Below are 16,026 nucleotides of genomic sequence, written 5' to 3'. Positions count from 1 at the left end.
TATGAAAAACGACAAAAAGGCAGAAGAGATCGCCGTCGAACGGATGCAGTTGATCTCTCCTCTGTTGGCCGATGGTATTGACCCTGGAAAAGCCAAAGAGCTGAAGAAAGCCATTTGTGAACAAACCGGCTTATCCGAAAGAACTCTCCGTCGTTATCTATCTGCCTACCGGGCCGAAGGTTTCGCCGGACTTCGACCTCAAGGGAAGGGTCAAAGGCAAACAGCCGAAGCAATTACTCCCTATCTCCTTGAGCAAGCCATCCTGCTTCGCCGAGAAGTACCCAGCCGCAGTGTTGCACAAATCATTCAGATCTTGGAGTGGGAAGGTTTAGCGAAGCCCGGTGAGATCAAGCGCAGCACCTTGCAGGAAAAATTGATGGAGAACGGCTACAGCACTCGCCACATGCGACTATACTCAACCTCTGGCCTTGCGGCCAGACGCTTTCAACACAAACAGCGTAACCAACTGTGGCAAGCTGACATAAAATTCGGGCCGTATCTACCGATTGGTGAAGGCGGAGCCAACAAGCAAGTCTATCTCGTTGCGTTCATCGACGATGCGACTCGTTATGTGTTGCATGCGGCTTTCTATCCAACACTCGACCAAACGATCGTAGAAGACTGCTTCCGTTTCGCAATACAAACAAATGGCGTACCTGATTCTGTCTACTTTGATAACGGCAAGCAATTTCGAACCAAAAGTATGACTCGTACATGTGCAAAACTTGGCATACGTCTTCGCTTTACTAGGCCATATGCAGCCGAATCCAAAGGGAAAATCGAGCGCTTCAACCGGGTCATAGACAGTTTCCTAACGGAAGCTGCGCTTGAAAAGCCCCAGACACTCGACCAGCTCAATCTGTTGTTCCAAGTTTGGCTCACCGAATGTTACCAGACCAAACCCCATTCCGCACTCGATGACAATTCTAGCCCGCAGGTGGCATTTCGAAGCGGCTCGACGCCGCTCCGGCTCGCCGAGGAATCTCTCATTGCGGATGCGTTTTTACACAGCGAAACGAGAAAAGTGGACAAGGCTGGCTGTATTAGTTTTATGGGGAAGAAATACGAGGTCGGGCTTTCTTTCATTGGACAAAAGGTTGAAGTCGTCTACGACCCGCGTGACATCTCGACGATTACAATTGAGTATGGCAGCCATACACCGTGGCAGGCGAAAGAACTGATCATAGGTGAATGGGCAGGAAGACGCCCCTCTATCCCGTCGACAATTGAACCGCTTATAGTCGAAGGTTCACGGTTACTGGACGCTGCGGAGAAGAAGAATCAAGTCAGGAAAGAACGTCAAACACGCGCCGTCTCATTCCGCAAAATTCGGGAGGAGGCGAAGCGAGATGTTTGAGGCGTTTTATGAAATGGCGAGAACCCCTTTTTCTCGTGATATGCCTACCCATGAGCTGTATGCGTCGGATGTTTTGGAAGAAACGCTTGAGAGATTGGAATATACGGCCGAAAGGCAATGGTTCTCCGTTGTGACCGGCGATTGCGGAACTGGTAAAACAACGACCATCCGCCGATTCGCGGATGTGCTCGACACATCGAGATTTAAACTGTTGTACCTATCCGATTCAAAGCTAACGCCTCGCCATTTTTACAAGGGATTGCTTGAACAGTTGGGGTGTGAAGCGAAGTTTTATCGAGGGGACAGCAAGAGACAACTGCATCGGGAAATTGAGCTGATGCGGGGGATTCATCGCCTGCAACCAGTCGTGGTGGTCGATGAAGCGCATCTGCTAGACAAAGAAATGTTTGAAGAAGTACGGTTTCTGCTGAACTTCAAAATGGATGCCCAGAGTCCAATGGCTCTGATCCTGGTCGGACAAAATGAACTGTGGGATCGCCTTCAACTCCAGATGTTTACGGCCATTCGGCAAAGGATTGATCTACAGTGCAAACTGGTTCACTACGACCGCGCACAGGTTGGGGCGTACATAGCTCGTCATCTGGAATATGCGGGCGTTAGCCGTGACATTTTCACGGATGGTGCGGTCGATGAGATCTATCGTTATTCAAGTGGTACGATTCGCTTGGTTAATAAGGCTGCCACACATAGTCTGATCTATGGAGCAGCAAATAAGCATCGAATCATTGACGACCACATGGTGAAACGGGTAATCGCGGGAGAATTGACTTGATTCTCCCGTTTTTTCTTTCAGGTTTAACATCGCTCACGCGGTCATCTTTTTCGTCAATTCTTGGACAGCAGAGCCTGTCAATTTACGGACATTATAGGGCAGTAGTAACAGTAACGATCCAGTTGGCCAGCGCGAATGGTTACCTCCTTACCATATTAAGTTGTCCAAGCCCTCGTACGGGGATTTCGCATTTGGTTCAGTTTCACCATTTGTTGTATCGGAACGAGTGGTAAAACTATACGCTCAATCGGGATTAAAGGGGATCGAAAGTTTCCAATCCCTAGAAGTGGTGAAAGTTGTAAGGAAAGGAAAGTCACCGTATGAACCCCCGGTGTATTATCAAGCCGTTGTCCCATATGGCGGCAGTCGAACTGAGGTAAACCCAACTCTTTCGCAAATAGAATATGTCAGCGAGCCGACTTGTCAGTTTTGCAAAATCGGGACAATCCACACATATAAAAATGTTGTGATTGATGAGGACACTTGGGACGGAGTGGATGTATTTAGGCCCATTGGCTTGCCAGGTACAATTGTTGTCACGGAAAGGTTTCGAGATTTTGTGAATCAGCACGTATTCACAAACATAAATCTTGTACCTTCTGCAGAGTACAAATGTCCATACTAGGGCGATTCAAATTGGAGGCTTACCGTTAACTTGATTCCTGGTCACATAAAGAAGACCTGAGTACCGCCTCTACGGACTCAGGTCTTTTCTACTTGCTAGGTAAGTTGTTTCGTAAAGATCGTGCCGTTTGTACCAGGCTGGCCCGGGTCGGCAACGCTGGCACTGCCAGTACTTCCATATTTGAAGTAGTTGCCCCTTGTACCTCCCAAGCCGCCGTTGACGGTGATCGAGCCGCTGTTGGAATGGGTGCCTTTGTGCAGGAGGTAGACACAGCCGCCGCCGCATCCACCACCGCCGCCACCGCCGTACGCGATGACTGCAGAACCGGTATCCGCAAAGCCGACCCCCGAACCGCCATTGCCGCCGTTTGCTCCATTCGCCGTGATCTTGCCGCCGGTGTTCACGATGATGTTGCCTTTGGCGATGATCAGGATCAAGCCGCCTCCGTTGCCTGTAGGAGTACCTCCGGCATTTCCTGTTCGCTGATACGCGGTCGTGGTGCCAGAATAGGTGTAGACGACCGCCGCACCTCCACCGCCGCCACCGCCACCGTTGGTGGAGGCTCCTCCATTGCCGCCTTTGGCTCCGTGATAGGTGCTGCTACCAGAACCTGTCCATGCAGTTTCATCGTAAGCAGCGGCAGAACCTGCACCACCTGCACCATTGATTCCAGATACCTGAGGAGTAGAGTTTGTTGTACCATTTACCGGGGGATTCGCTAAGGTACCACAACCAATTGCAACGGTTTCAGCAGACGTTTGGTATTCAGCAGCATTTCCTCCTGCACCAACTGAACTAGCTCCAGAACTACCGCTGCTGGTGACATAGCCCGTTGAGAAGGCTGCTGTACCGCCACCGCCGCCACCCCCTCGACCACCGCCAAACTTCGACGGGGAAGAACCTGTGCCGCCGAGTGTATACTGGCCATACGTGTACTCCACTCGTATGTATTGACCGTTCGCATCCGGGAGACTCGCGTATTTGCTGAAGTTGTTCAAGCGTTCGGGCACTTGAGAGTCGGTCAGACGCTGCGAGGCGTCCAGTGTGGCAACGCCGCTGGCTGCGCCTTTGGCGGAAGTCGGGATCGCGCCCACCTGTGCGGCTGTTACGGCATGGGGGTTGCTGCGGTCAGCCAGATGAGTGTCCATCTGTTGCTTGCTCTCAGAGATGCCGGACTCAATGCGGTTCATGTCTTGCTCGGTTAAGACATCATTGTACTGCCAGTTGGTTTTTGGAATGTATGGCATGATACACACCTCCTTTTCTTAGAGCCGCTCAAGTGGTCTAAAGATGAATCAAGCTCCTGTACTGTCGGAAGTAAAAATCCTGAACAAAGAAAACACCTTGCCTTATAGGCAAGGTGTTTGTGTGTCCTCATACTGTAGCAACTGGTTCAAATCTCCAATCCAATTCTCCTGTTTCTTCTCCGCTTCGAATATCGGGGGTAATTCCGTACTCGATCACGAGTTTGCGAAAACTGGAACTAATCAAGGGCAATCTTGTGAGTGTATTGCCATTGACGAAGTATTCTCTAGTTACGTTGAAGTCCTGTATCGATTGATGCAGATCATAGGAGTTATAATGCAAAGGGTACTTCACGTTTCCTCTGAGATTACATACTGGGCATTTCCGCATTCCAAGGACTTCTAAATCGGGTGTCTCTTTGCTCAAGGCGGGGAGAACCCTTGTCGGAATGAGTTGATAAGCGGGTTGGCGTTCTTCCTGATCGCCATAGTGAGTGACAGGCTTCAAGTCATAGCCGGTGATCTTCCATTCTTCTAGCAACTCTGCCATCTGCTCAGAAATCACAAGGAATTGACGGTCTACAAAAACCATATGGCGATAAGCTAACCCGGAGGTATCGATGACGAGTGGAGAGTTTAGGTGCTTCTTATGGAGCTTGCAGTGGTCACAAACAATCTCCAATTCAAATTCTGCACCGTGGTCTTCGAGAAAAGCGTCTGGTGAGTTTCCTGTTCCGAGCAAATTGAACAATGGGGATTGTTCGTAGTCAGATTCCTCAAAGGAAAAGGAGTAGGATCGAGTAATGCTTTTAACGCCGAGAGCATTGAGCTTGTCTGGTAATTCATCAAAAATGGCGGAGTTGTTAGGCAGCATAATATCATAGTCAAGAAACTCAATTTCTTTTGCGAATTGCGCAGGCGGCCCTTTCGGCAATTGCGTTTGGTTTACTCCGTAGGATCTCAGAAGCGTATCAAATTCTGTACGCTCGCGTAACTTTGCAGTAAACAAGATTTGCATACTTATCTGCATCGGTATGACCTCCAATATTATCAAAAGCTGTTGGGATAGTTCCCAACAGCTGATGGATTAATAGCGCCATTGACCCGTTTCAACAAACATTGCGAGGAATTTCCAATACTCGTCGTAAGTCTCATAATACATTTGATAATACGCTTCCTTGTGGGCTTAAAATATCGCAGCGTCCGTAAGAGGCAGGTAGTTCGTGTCGTAAGGGATCTTCTGCCGGAGAATGTTGGTCACAACTTTATGATCGTAATAATCCATGGGAATTGCAAGCATATTGTTTTCTGTCGTCAAATAATCCCAATCGAGATAGGGGGCAAAGCGCGCTGACAAGTGTAAGTCTGGTTAGTGTGAAGTTGCGACAGGGGCACCTTGGAATTCCTGTGAGTGATCAAAAGTCGCACGATCTCGTGATTTTGCATCTATATGAACTCCGATATTGGTGAGATTCGGTATACTCATATGTCCATCCCCGAAGTATGTTTGCTAAAAAATAAAAACCCTCTCTTTAAGAGAGGGTTATATTACGAAACTACCAGTGATTGCCGCAGGCGCATCAGTTGCACGGTGTTGTTGGCACCGTTGAAGAGGTAGATGTTATCTCCGAACACGGTGCGTTTGGCGACGTTGTGGGGGATGCGCAGGTTGGGTTCTGTCCAGACGAGATTGCCGTTGGGGTCGTATTTGGACAGCCCGGCTGTTGGACTGTGCACGAAGACGTTCCCGGTGTTGTCCGACCCGACCAGCACAGCGTCGTTGATCGGCTTGATCCACATGGTGACCCCTGTGGCAGAGTTGAGCCGTACAAGGTTCTTGTTGGTCGTTTGCAAGTACACGTTGCCGGTGGGTCGGTTAACATGGACGAGGGGGCTGCTGATCGCTTCGCTGCTCCAGATCAAGGCCCCGTTTTTATCTCGTTTTTTCACATTGCCTGCGGCAGTGTTGTTGAAGCTGTAATAGACCGATTCCTGGGCGTCGATATCGACGGAACGGATCGGTTGGCTGGCATCGTTGAAACTCCAGATGGCGTTCGAGGGAGTAGGTCCCGTTTTTCGAATGAAGCCGTCTGTTCCGCCCCAGTATTGAATACTGTTATGTGCCCGGATAGCGGTCACGCTTGACATGTAATAACCGGTTTGAAGGACGCCGGTGTTTGTGAAGTGCTTAATGCTGTTTGGGCTGTTAGCGACCCACGTGTCGCCCGTGACAGCGTCAACGTCGAAATCAACGACATCACTTGACACATACGCATTGGACCAAAGCAAATTGCCGTTTTGATCGACCGAGTAAAGGTTTGTTCCGTTGATGGTATGGATGCGGTCTTCGTTCATCATGCGGACATGGTGCAGACCGGGGATGTCGAAACGCTTGTCCATCAGCACCTTCGACCCGAGGGCGGTCAGTGGGATGTTTTCGCCCGGCGCGTACCCGGTTTTGATGCTGTTCACTCCGTCGGTCAGCTGTTGAAAGCTGTATGGGGCAGTCCCTGCTACCGTGCCCCCTTTACCAGTAATGGCGGTCGCGACGAGGCTTTTCCCATTACTTACAGAGCCGAAAAGCTCAACCATCGCCCCTTCCAAATCGGTGGCGGTGAAGTTGTTTCCGGCGTCATCCAAGGCAATGGCGCTTGCCATGTGTGCAGTTGTTGTGGCATTGGCATGCGCGTCCACTTTGGCTTGGGCACCGGAAGGCGTCTCGGCTCCGATCTGGTCGGCTGTGACGCCGTGCGGGTTGTTGCGATCAGCGAGATGGGCGTCGAGCTGCTCTTGGCTGGCACCAATGCCGCCTTCGATGCGGTTCATGTCTTTTTCGGACAGCACTTCGTCGTACTGCCAGTTGGTCTTGGGCGTATAGGACATCTGTCTAATCTCCTCCTTTTCTATAGAGCCGTTGGAGAAGGTAGAAAGTGAAGCCACGTCTAATAAATTTGATATGGCTCGCCATGTGGGAACGTGCGTTCCTGTTTTGGCTATGCTATAATATGGTCAAAAGGGGGCAGATGCATGGCAACGATCTTTGATGTGGCAGATTATTTTCGATCACGTGTGGATTATGAAGCTGGTGACAACATCACCCCGTTAAAACTTCAAAAGCTCTGTTATTACGCACAGGCCTGGTATGCAACTTGGAATCAAAGTGAGCGTTTATTCGAAGAAGAGTTTGAGCATTGGGATCATGGTCCGGCGAATTACGCGCTGTTTGACAAGTACCGTGATTATAAATGGCAGCCGATCGACCCTTCTGATTTAGAAGATTTTAACCCAGCCGAATTGTTTACGATGCAGCAGTTGGAGACTTTGGGGGAAGTATGGGAAGCTTATGGGGACTTTACGGCTAAACGCTTGGAAAACCTGACGCATCAGGAGGACCCATGGCTTCAAACGGGATCAAATGAGGTCATCTCGGTAGAAGCGATGGTGCAGTACTACTCCCAACTCGCCGAGGAATAAATGGGCAAAAAGGTTTGGGACGGGATCGGGTACCACAGGGATCAATGGAGTATCGGATTCCTGAGAGACTAAGCAAAGATCACCTGTATCACATCAAAGTTAGCATAGCCGGGCGCTTGTGGGGGTATCGTCAGGCAGACGTGTTTGAACTCGTCTGGCTTGACCCGCTCCATCAAGTGACACCCGAATCATAAAAATGCCCCGTCAAGAGGAAGTCTTGGCGGGGCATTTTCATGTTCACTTTTTTACAGGGTCACTGCCAGACGGGTATGGACGCTGCCGTTGTTGTAGCCAACGACTTTGATGTAGTAGGTCTTGCCCGCCGTGAGGGTCGGGGTGTTCTTGCACCGGTGCCCAAGTCAAGGTGATGCTCTTGTAGATGGTGACGTGAGTTTTACTGATGTTTCTGTTAATCCTCCTCATCTCGGTTATCTTTTAGCGGTGCTACAAGTAAGGGGGATTGCACAGATGGAGTTGGTTTCCGCGTAGCGGGTTACAAAGAAAATGAAGTATGATACTATAAAGACAACAATATATGGCAATCGAATGCTAGCCAACGGAAGGAAGAGTGTTTTGGGTCTGGTAAGGATCTTGATTGTTTTGTTTGGGTGGCTATTTCTGATGCCCAAACCGGGCACTTCGGTAGATTTCTTTCGAGCAACAGCCATCTACACACTTTGTATGACCTATGACTATGTCTCTTTCTTTCATAATGCCAAAAAAGAAGGAAAAGTTGTTATCTCTGGGTACTACGCTCTAATGGTCCTCTACAGCTTTATCTTCCTTGTGCTAAATCTTGTTGGCATGGTCCACTTCGCAGATTTGCTTTACGCGGATGCATCGGTCATTCAGTTTTTTTCCGGAAACTCCTTTGCAATTTCAAATTGGCCGGTTGTGTTTCGTCATCTGTATGATTGGGTATCCCGCGCTGTGTATTCTCGAGCGCATTGGCTCTTGGATTAAGACTTTCGTGGGCGATTATTATGAGAATAAGCAAAACGGGGTAACAGGATAACGGAGGTGGTAAGGATGGAGTATGTAATGGGATTACGGATTGTGTTGATCATGCTGATTGTCGTGATGTACCTTGGATTGATCATTGGGCTGGTCACGATGCGCATTCGGAATCCGATTCTCTACGCTTTTGCCTTCTGCGACTTCACCTTGCACCTTCTCTATTTAGTAGTGGCCCCGCTTACAGCGATCACGATTGTTCTGTTTCGAAAGGAAATTCGCAATGAGCTAAACTTTTTCGCCTACTTGATCGTATTGATCGCGGCCCCTTTTGTAGGAGCTTGGTGGTCGCTTAAATCGATACCCAGCCTGCACGGGGAAGTTATCGTAAGAGTGATGGAAGCGCAGACGAGCAAGTCATTTGATATAGAAGAGACAGAGAATCTGCATGACGAATTCTACAACGACTTCTCGGAGTTCGTTCAGAGGAGATTTGCCTAAGGCCATCGGAAACGGTGGTCTTTTTTTATACCCTTCCTGTTTTTCCAGTAATCTACTATAAAGTAATTTGAGTTTTGACCGACATAAAGAGAGAAAGCACCTAGATTTGGTAAGAAGGAACTAGGCCTTTTAGGCAGGAGTCTCCCTGATCTTGTCGAAATCTGTTATCACATGAAAAATCGTGCAAGGGAGGAAATAAGGGTGAAACCATTGCAACACAAGTTGCTCAGTTTGTTTATGATTCTGGCAATGGTCATCACGCTGTTGCCGTTTGGCGTGGCGAACGCGGATGCGCAATACTTCCGCTTCACCAACTTCTCGTCGAACATGGCAGATCCGACGCAGGTCAACACCGATGTGGTGCAACTGGTCGGCTCGTTCAACGGCGTATCGTCCAATTCGATCTCTTATCAGGTCGAACAGATCGTCAATGGGCAATCTGTGCAAATTTCACGGGGAACGGGCGTCAACCCGATCATCGAGAACGGCAACACGTTCAAGTTTATGAACGTCCAGCTGTTCCAAGGGTTGAACAAGATCACCGTCTACGGGACCAACCCGAGCGGCAACCAAGTTCCCGGCGTCTGCTATGTCTACTTCTCGAATGTACCTGTACTCTATGACATCAAGCTTGTCGACGGACGCGTGCTCGAAGCGGGACAGCCGCAGATCGTCACGTCTCCTGATGCAGTTCTTCTGCTGAAAGCTCCGAACTCCGACCGCGTGACCGTCAACGGCGTCATCGCGTACTCGGCGGGCGAGGATGCGTATATCGTTTCAGACCTCGCGCTGAAGCCGGGTCTCAACCCGCTGGCGATCGTGGCGAGCAATGAGACGATGACCTATTCGCTCAATCGTCAGCTCGTCTACTTCAACGGCTTCCCGACCGCTTACAACAACCGTATTGAGAACTCCGGCGGCACGCCGAACCCGGTCGTGCTGGACAACTCTCCGACGGTTGGTCCGAACAGCGGCGGTACGCTGAACGGCCGCATCTCCGGCCAGCTCATCTTTGCTACCGACAACACCACCCCGCCGGACCCGGCGATCACTTTGGAACTGTACGATGGCTCCAACCCGATTCCGATCACGTTTGCGACCACGGTCACGCGTGAGACGACGACGGCGGGCCACACGGTCTTCTCGTACACCTCCACGACCGATGCGAACATTACGATGAACGGTCCGTGGCGACTGCTCGTGCGCGGCACGTACGGCACGCAGAACGCGAGCTATCCGGTCGCGTTCAACTATCGCAATGCGAACACCGCTTATATCTCGGCGCTGAACCAGATCTACAACGTGGTGGAAACACCGACCGAAGTAACGTATGATTCCAGCACCGTCTTTGCAGACAACACGACGATCTTCGAGCTGCCGATCTGGCTGGAAGCGCAGATCGAGAATACGTTTGACATCGCCGACGTCACTCTGTCGTCCACTCAAAACGGCGTGACCGTTCCGGCTGCTGTCTTTAACTACAGCAAGAAGCTCACCGATGACGGCGATGTTGCCTTCAAGATCAACAATTTGCCGGCGGGTGAGCAAGTCTTGACCGTCACCGTCACTTCGGCGGGCGGCACAGAGACGCAAACGGTGCGCGTAAACTACGTGCCGGCTCCGTTCATTCAATTGAACAACCTGTACAACGGCAAGGTGTTTAACACCAACGGCACCTACCCGGCGGATGAGAACGATCCGCGCAAATTCACGACTTTAAAAGGCCGTCTGGTCAACTTCAACAACACGGGCAGCGACCCGGACCAATCGTCCGTTCAGGTGAAGATCAACGGCCGCTCCGTGCGCCTGATCGACCACCTGGCTCCGGCGACGACGATCGACGCGCAAGGCAACTTTACGTTTGTCGTGCCGAGTGACATGCTGCTCGTCAACGGCCCGAACCTGATCACCGTGTCGGGTGTCGCGAACGGCGTTCCGGTCACCACGACCTACACCGTCTACCTGTTCTCCGAGCAGGTGCCGGTGATCACCGACATCAAGCCGGTGCCGCATGATCCGCTGTCTCCGCTGGTCAATGACCCGAATCTGAAGTTCCAGAACACGGGCGCGCTGCAATACGTGACCAACGAGAAAGAAGCGGACATCCTGTTTACCGTGACCAACGTTGACGAAGTGGTTGTCACCGTCGACGGTTCGCAGCTGATCACCGCTGAGAATGACAGCTCCGGCACCCTCATCTCCGATGACGACCGCGTGCTGCACATCGACTCGTACGATCCGCTGGAGCGCCGCTACACGCTGCGCCTGATCAAGCACCTGTTGCCGTCCAGCGGCCTGCGCTCGATCACGATTCAGGCGAACTTGGAAAGCGCAAGCGTCGCTTCGACGCTGGCGATCACCCGCGAGCTGTCTCCGTTCATCATCTTGTCTCCGAAACTGCCGAATGAGCGCGTGGTCAACCAGAACTTCTTGAACATCGCGATCCAGGCAGAAGGCGCGGACAGCGTGCTGATCGGCAAAGTAGCGATGCAGAAGGAAGCGGACGATATCTTCCGCTACGAACTGCGCAACATGAAGGCAGGCATCAACAAGGTCAAGTTCACCGTCATGCGCGGCACACAGAAGTTGGACGGCGAGTTTGAAGTGAACTATGCAGCTTCGAACACGATTGGCGGCCAGTTTAAGACCACCATTCCGAAGGCCGGTTCGGTCAAAGTGTTCAACAGCGACCTGATCCTGTCCTTGCCGAAAAATACGTTCCTGCGCCAAGTCAACAACACGCCGGGCCAAGATGCGCGCACGGTGGACCTGTTCGACTCGCAGAACATCCTGTTTGGCATCGCGGACCGCACAGACGGCCGCACCTTGAAGAAGTACAACGATGACGGCGATATCCGCGACATCTCGCCGATGGATATCGCAGCCGACCTGCTGTCCGTTCCGTCACACTTTGGCTACGCATCCAAGCTGTTCTGGGTGGATGCAGGTTACTTCGATGCGGTGACCCCGAGCCAGTGGTCGACCGTACACGGCCAGCATCCGTACAACGTTGGCTATGAGTTCTACACCCGTACCGCAAACAAGTGGATGGAACCGTCGCAGCGCGGCAACATCACGTTAAAGTACAATGAAGACATTCGTAACGTCACCGCGCCGAAGCTGTCGATCTGGCGCTTCTACAACAACACGTGGAAGAACCTCGGCGGCGTCGTGGACACCGGCAAGAAGACGGTCACCGCTTCCTTTGACGGATTTGGCTACTATGCGGTGTTCTATGATGCGTATTCGTTCAATGATGTGATCGGCCACTCCTATGCGCGTAACCATCTGGAAACGATGTTTGCAAAAGGCGTCATGCTGCCGAAGAACAACAATGAATTTGGCGTATATGACAACATCACGCGCGGCGAGTTCGCGACGATGATGGTCAAAATGCTGGATCTGCCGTTGTCCTACGACCCGTTGAACCCGACGTTTAACGACGTTCCAAAGGAATACATCGCAGGCTCGCTGTACGACTACCGCTACATCGAGACCGCGGTGAAACGCGGGATGATCCGCGGCGTTGGCCCGCGTCTCTTCGCTCCGAACCAGAGCTTGACCCGTGAACAAGCGGCAGTCATGATCGCTCGGGCGATGAACCTCAAGGTCAACCCGGATACGAACAAGGAGATTCCAAACCTGCAGAAGCTGTTTACCGACGCAGGCACCGTCGACTACTATGCAGTATCGTCGATCACCGCCGTGGCGAAGGAAGGCATCATCGTCGGCATCGAAAACAAGCTGACCGGCTCGCAGAAGAAGAAGACCTATCGCTTCGACCCGCATGCGTTCCTGAACCGTGCGGATGCAGCGATCATCACCGAAAAAGTAATGCGCAAAATGAAGCGTCTGTAAGGACGCAGAGCAGGAAACCCCCTGTCTGGCTCGAATAGAGTCGGAAAGGGGGTTTTTTCATGCGTTGGAAACCATTGCTGATCTCTTCGGCGCTGAGCGTGTCGCTGTTGTTTGGACAGGCGGGCGCGGTGTCGGCGGAGACAGATGAACGAGCTGAAACGCTGCTGGAGCTGTATCAGTTGCTCGTCGGCAGTCATTATACACATCCGGATGAAGACAAGGTGCTGCAAGGTGCGATCAAAGGGATGCTGGACGTGCTCCAGGACCCGTTTACGTCGTACATGACACCGGAGGAATACGAGGAGTTCATGCAGGCGCTCGACAACCAGTACGCGGGGATCGGGGCGTCGCTGAATGCGGCCAAGAGCGGCGAGGTGTTGATCACGGAGGTCTATGAAGGGTCGCCTGCGAAAAAGGCGGGTCTGCAGGCGGGCGATGTGATCCTCGCGGTGGATGGTCAGGCGATGAACGGGAAAACGGCGGACAGCGTGGCAGCGGTGCTGCGCGGGAAGGCCGGGACGGAGACGGTCGTTACCATCGCACGGGGCAGTGCAGCGCCGCGTGAGGTCATGGTGGTGCGGGAGGCGATCTCGCTGCCGACCGTGACGGCGAAGGACTTGGGCGATGGTGTGGGGTATCTGCGCATCTTGACCTTTGGCGGGAATACGTCGCAGGAGTTTTTTGAGGCGTATGCGGAGCTGGAGGCGACGTCGACGAATGGCATCGTGCTCGACTTGCGCGGCAATGGCGGCGGGTCGGTGCTGCCGGCGTTGGAGATTGCCGATCATTTCTTGACGGAAGGCAATCTGCTGGTGGTGCATGACGAGGAAGGCGGCTTGCAGGCGATTGGCGCGGATGAGCTGGGCACGGAGGAGATGCCGCTGGCGGTGCTGGTCGATGAGCACACCGCCAGCGCGTCGGAGATGCTGGCTGGTGCGTTGCAGGTGAATGAACGGGCGGCGTTGATCGGGACGCAGACATACGGCAAAGGGACGATGCAGGAGCCGTTTCCGCTGCCGAATGGCGGGGTGCTGAAGCTGTCGGTCGATGCGTGGGAGCTGGGGGATGGGACTTCGATCCAAAAAGTTGGTTTGTCGCCGGATCTTCGTCTCACTTCGCAAAGCGTCATGGTCAATGCCGGGGTACAGAACTTGCTGCCGGGTCGGGTGCAGACTTTGACGCTGCAGAAGCAAGGCGGTGTGGGGAATCTGAATGGCAACCAGTTGCTAGATGTGCCGAAGCTTTTGGTTGAGGGAGGACGGGATTTCCTGCCGCTGCGGTATGTGGTGGAGGCGTTTGGCTCGGAAGTGAACTGGGTGGCGAAGACCAACTCCGTCGAGTTTACGCTGGAGGGTCATGCGGTGCGAATTGAGCTGGGCAGTGGCAAGGTGTTCGTCGAGGGCCGCGATACTGGTTTGAAAGGGCAGGTGCGTTTGCGGAACGGGGTGAGCTATCTGTCGGTGGATGCGTTGAAGACTGTACTGGATGGTGGAGTTGAATCTGTTAGTGGTGCTGTTGTTATTCAGGCGGATTAAGAGACCTTTTACACGACCCCTGTCGGGGGAGAGATTTTTTATAAAAGAGTTTTTTACGAATATCAAGAGCATCAAGAGCATCAAGAGCATCAAGAGCATCAAGAGCATCAAGAGCATCAAGAGCATCAAGAGCATCAAGAGCATCAAGAGCATCAAGAGCATCAAGAGCATCAAGAGCATCAAGAGCATCAAGAGCATCAAGAGCATCAAGAGCATCAAGAGCATCAAGAGCATCAAGAGCATCAATCATTTTTTCGACACGCACCTGTCGTCAGGTGCGTTTTTTATTTCCTTGGAAATAAGTGTGGAATAGGGTATGCTTACAAAAAGTACCACATCTGCTGTGGAAGGGGAGTGGGCTTTGGTGTTGCGCAGACCATCTTGGAGTATGGTTATGATCGTACTTGTTTTGCTGGTTTCCTTATGGATGCGGCTTGAATATATCTCCGGGCTGGACGTGAAACCGATCTCGGATATGGGGGATTATGACCAACGGGCGGTGAAGCTGGCGGAGGAAGGCACGTTTGTGACCGGCCAAGAACACGGCGCCACTTATCGCGCTCCCGGGTATGTGCTGTTTCTCGGCGGCTTGTATGATCTCTTTGGACACAAATACCGCATGGTATACGGCGTGCAATCGCTTTTGTCGGTGGCGACGCTGTTTGCCATTTATTTGATTGGACGGCGCTTGTTTGACAGCCAAGTCGCTTTGCTCGCCCTGCTGATCGGCGCACTGTATGTGCCGTTTATCGGGTACTCGGGTGTGCTGCTGACCGAGTCGCTTTTTCTGGCCTTGTTTACATACGCGCTGTACGCCTTTCTCTGCGGCGCACAGGACGGCAAGCTCTCTTGGTACCTCCTCGCAGGCGCCCTGTTTGGCCTCGCCGCGCTGACCCGCTCGGTGGCCTTGCTGCTGCCGGTTATCGCCGTCATCTGGCTGATGCTGGCCGCCAAGACGGTCCGCCTGCCCCGCCCGACTTGGGGGCGGCTTGGGCTGATGGCGCTGGTCATGGCGGCGGTGATCGCACCGTGGACGATCCGCAATGCGATCGAACAACAACAGTTCGTCCTCATCGACACCACCGCCGGGCTCAACCTGCTGATCGGCAACAACGACTATGCGGACGGCATTTTTACCGAGAAGATCTACGACCTCCCTGCTTTTCATAACGCGATGGCCGGCGATAAGTCGGACACTGAACGGGACGCGATCATGAAAGACGCAGGCCAAGCATGGATACTCAACAACCCTGGCCAATTTGCCGGCTTGACTTGGCAGCGGTTCCAGATGTACCTGTCTGCACACAAAGACTGGATCGCCGACCCTTACGAATGGTACCGCATCCCGTTGTACTCCAAGCCATTTCTAGCCCGCTATCAATGGACCTTGATGTCGCTGGGACTGGTCGGCGCAGTCCTCGCCTGCTGGCGGGATCGCCAAGCGCTGCTGCCCGTCCTGATCGCCGGGTATTTCCTCGGCACGATCTCCATCTTCTTCGTGCAGACCCGCTACCAACTGCCCGCGATGCCGTTCATCATTCTATTGGCGGCGTACGTGCTGCGCTATCTGTGGACATCCCCGCGGGCGTTGGTGCCGATCGTTGCAGCGGTGATTGGACTGAGCTGGTGGCTGGAAGGTCTCGCAGCACAGTACCACGTGATGTGAAACAGCAAGAATGCGGAGC

The 16,026-nt window shown here is 52.5% G+C and carries 13 protein-coding genes; 9 read left to right on the top strand and 4 right to left on the bottom strand.

Going from position 1 to position 16,026, the window contains the following annotated elements:
- Position 1: 1 nt before the first annotated feature.
- From CBW65_RS04945 to CBW65_RS25315, 3 genes are all read left to right on the top strand, one after another.
- Positions 2–1,357: a DDE-type integrase/transposase/recombinase gene (locus CBW65_RS04945; protein WP_087455884.1), complete on the top strand. Its 1,356-nt coding sequence runs from the start codon at positions 2–4 to the stop codon at positions 1,355–1,357.
- Positions 1,350–2,150 carry an ExeA family protein gene (locus CBW65_RS04940; RefSeq protein WP_087455883.1) on the top strand — a complete coding sequence of 267 codons (801 nt, stop codon included), beginning with the start codon at positions 1,350–1,352 and terminating at the stop codon, positions 2,148–2,150. The genes CBW65_RS04945 and CBW65_RS04940 overlap by 8 nt, the downstream gene beginning before the upstream one ends.
- 226 nt (positions 2,151–2,376) lie before the next feature.
- Positions 2,377–2,775 (top strand): hypothetical protein, encoded by a 399-nt coding sequence (locus CBW65_RS25315; RefSeq protein WP_408646528.1) that lies wholly within the window; start codon positions 2,377–2,379, stop codon positions 2,773–2,775.
- 95 nt (positions 2,776–2,870) lie between these two features.
- Here the strand turns inward: CBW65_RS25315 and CBW65_RS24085 are convergent, their stop codons facing one another.
- From CBW65_RS24085 to CBW65_RS04910, 3 genes are all read right to left on the bottom strand, one after another.
- On the bottom strand, positions 2,871–4,022 hold the full coding sequence (locus CBW65_RS24085) for a hypothetical protein (RefSeq protein WP_157721777.1): 1,152 nt from the start codon (positions 4,020–4,022) through the stop codon (positions 2,871–2,873).
- A gap of 127 nt (positions 4,023–4,149) precedes the next feature.
- On the bottom strand, positions 4,150–5,049 hold the full coding sequence (locus CBW65_RS04915; RefSeq protein ID WP_087455879.1) for a hypothetical protein: 900 nt from the start codon (positions 5,047–5,049) through the stop codon (positions 4,150–4,152).
- Positions 5,050–5,567: 518 nt separating this feature from the next.
- Positions 5,568–6,902: an outer membrane protein assembly factor BamB family protein gene (locus tag CBW65_RS04910; RefSeq protein WP_087455878.1), complete on the bottom strand. Its 1,335-nt coding sequence runs from the start codon at positions 6,900–6,902 to the stop codon at positions 5,568–5,570.
- A 144-nt stretch (positions 6,903–7,046) separates the two neighbouring features.
- Between CBW65_RS04910 and CBW65_RS04905 the strand changes: the two genes are divergently transcribed.
- From CBW65_RS04905 to CBW65_RS04885, 5 genes are all read left to right on the top strand, one after another.
- Positions 7,047–7,493, top strand: coding sequence for a Panacea domain-containing protein (locus tag CBW65_RS04905; RefSeq protein ID WP_087455877.1), 447 nt, complete (start codon positions 7,047–7,049; stop codon positions 7,491–7,493).
- A 621-nt stretch (positions 7,494–8,114) separates the two neighbouring features.
- Entirely contained in the window at positions 8,115–8,456 is a 342-nt protein-coding gene (locus tag CBW65_RS04900) for a hypothetical protein (protein WP_157721776.1), read from the top strand.
- 66 nt (positions 8,457–8,522) lie between these two features.
- The gene (locus CBW65_RS04895) at positions 8,523–8,948 is read left to right on the top strand and encodes a hypothetical protein (RefSeq protein WP_087455875.1); all 426 of its coding nucleotides are present in this window, start codon (positions 8,523–8,525) and stop codon (positions 8,946–8,948) included.
- Positions 8,949–9,149: 201 nt separating this feature from the next.
- The gene (locus CBW65_RS04890) at positions 9,150–12,806 is read left to right on the top strand and encodes an S-layer homology domain-containing protein (RefSeq protein WP_198299752.1); all 3,657 of its coding nucleotides are present in this window, start codon (positions 9,150–9,152) and stop codon (positions 12,804–12,806) included.
- A 59-nt stretch (positions 12,807–12,865) separates the two neighbouring features.
- Positions 12,866–14,341 (top strand): S41 family peptidase, encoded by a 1,476-nt coding sequence (locus CBW65_RS04885; protein ID WP_087455873.1) that lies wholly within the window; start codon positions 12,866–12,868, stop codon positions 14,339–14,341.
- Here the strand turns inward: CBW65_RS04885 and CBW65_RS24530 are convergent.
- Positions 14,325–14,591, bottom strand: coding sequence for a hypothetical protein (locus CBW65_RS24530; protein WP_198299751.1), 267 nt, complete (start codon positions 14,589–14,591; stop codon positions 14,325–14,327). The two genes, CBW65_RS04885 and CBW65_RS24530, sit on opposite strands and share 17 nt — an antisense overlap.
- 144 nt (positions 14,592–14,735) lie before the next feature.
- Here CBW65_RS24530 and CBW65_RS04875 point away from each other — a divergent pair, with 144 nt between their 5' ends.
- A complete protein-coding gene (locus CBW65_RS04875) occupies positions 14,736–16,007 on the top strand; it encodes a glycosyltransferase family 39 protein (protein ID WP_157721775.1) in 1,272 nt (423 codons plus the stop codon).
- Positions 16,008–16,026: the final 19 nt, after the last annotated feature.

The organism is Tumebacillus avium (genome assembly GCF_002162355.1).
In the GTDB taxonomy this organism is placed as follows: Bacteria; Bacillota; Bacilli; order Tumebacillales; family Tumebacillaceae; genus Tumebacillus_A; species Tumebacillus_A avium.
The sequence above is the reverse complement of the archived record's forward strand: the minus strand, read 5'-3'. Positions and strand labels throughout refer to the sequence as shown.

Bases quoted from the DNA above. Each gene is read 5' to 3' on its own strand.
- CBW65_RS04945 (WP_087455884.1), top strand. From the start codon at position 2: ATGAAAAACGACAAAAAGGCAGAAGAGATCGCCGTCGAACGGATGCAG.
- CBW65_RS04940 (WP_087455883.1), top strand. From the start codon at position 1,350: ATGTTTGAGGCGTTTTATGAAATGGCGAGAACCCCTTTTTCTCGTGAT.
- CBW65_RS24085 (WP_157721777.1), bottom strand. From the start codon at position 4,022: ATGCCATACATTCCAAAAACCAACTGGCAGTACAATGATGTCTTAACC.
- CBW65_RS04915 (WP_087455879.1), bottom strand. From the start codon at position 5,049: ATGCAGATAAGTATGCAAATCTTGTTTACTGCAAAGTTACGCGAGCGT.
- CBW65_RS04910 (WP_087455878.1), bottom strand. From the start codon at position 6,902: ATGTCCTATACGCCCAAGACCAACTGGCAGTACGACGAAGTGCTGTCC.
- CBW65_RS04905 (WP_087455877.1), top strand. From the start codon at position 7,047: ATGGCAACGATCTTTGATGTGGCAGATTATTTTCGATCACGTGTGGAT.
- CBW65_RS04900 (WP_157721776.1), top strand. From the start codon at position 8,115: ATGCCCAAACCGGGCACTTCGGTAGATTTCTTTCGAGCAACAGCCATC.
- CBW65_RS04895 (WP_087455875.1), top strand. From the start codon at position 8,523: ATGGAGTATGTAATGGGATTACGGATTGTGTTGATCATGCTGATTGTC.
- CBW65_RS04885 (WP_087455873.1), top strand. From the start codon at position 12,866: ATGCGTTGGAAACCATTGCTGATCTCTTCGGCGCTGAGCGTGTCGCTG.
- CBW65_RS24530 (WP_198299751.1), bottom strand. From the start codon at position 14,591: ATGATTGATGCTCTTGATGCTCTTGATGCTCTTGATGCTCTTGATGCT.
- CBW65_RS04875 (WP_157721775.1), top strand. From the start codon at position 14,736: ATGATCGTACTTGTTTTGCTGGTTTCCTTATGGATGCGGCTTGAATAT.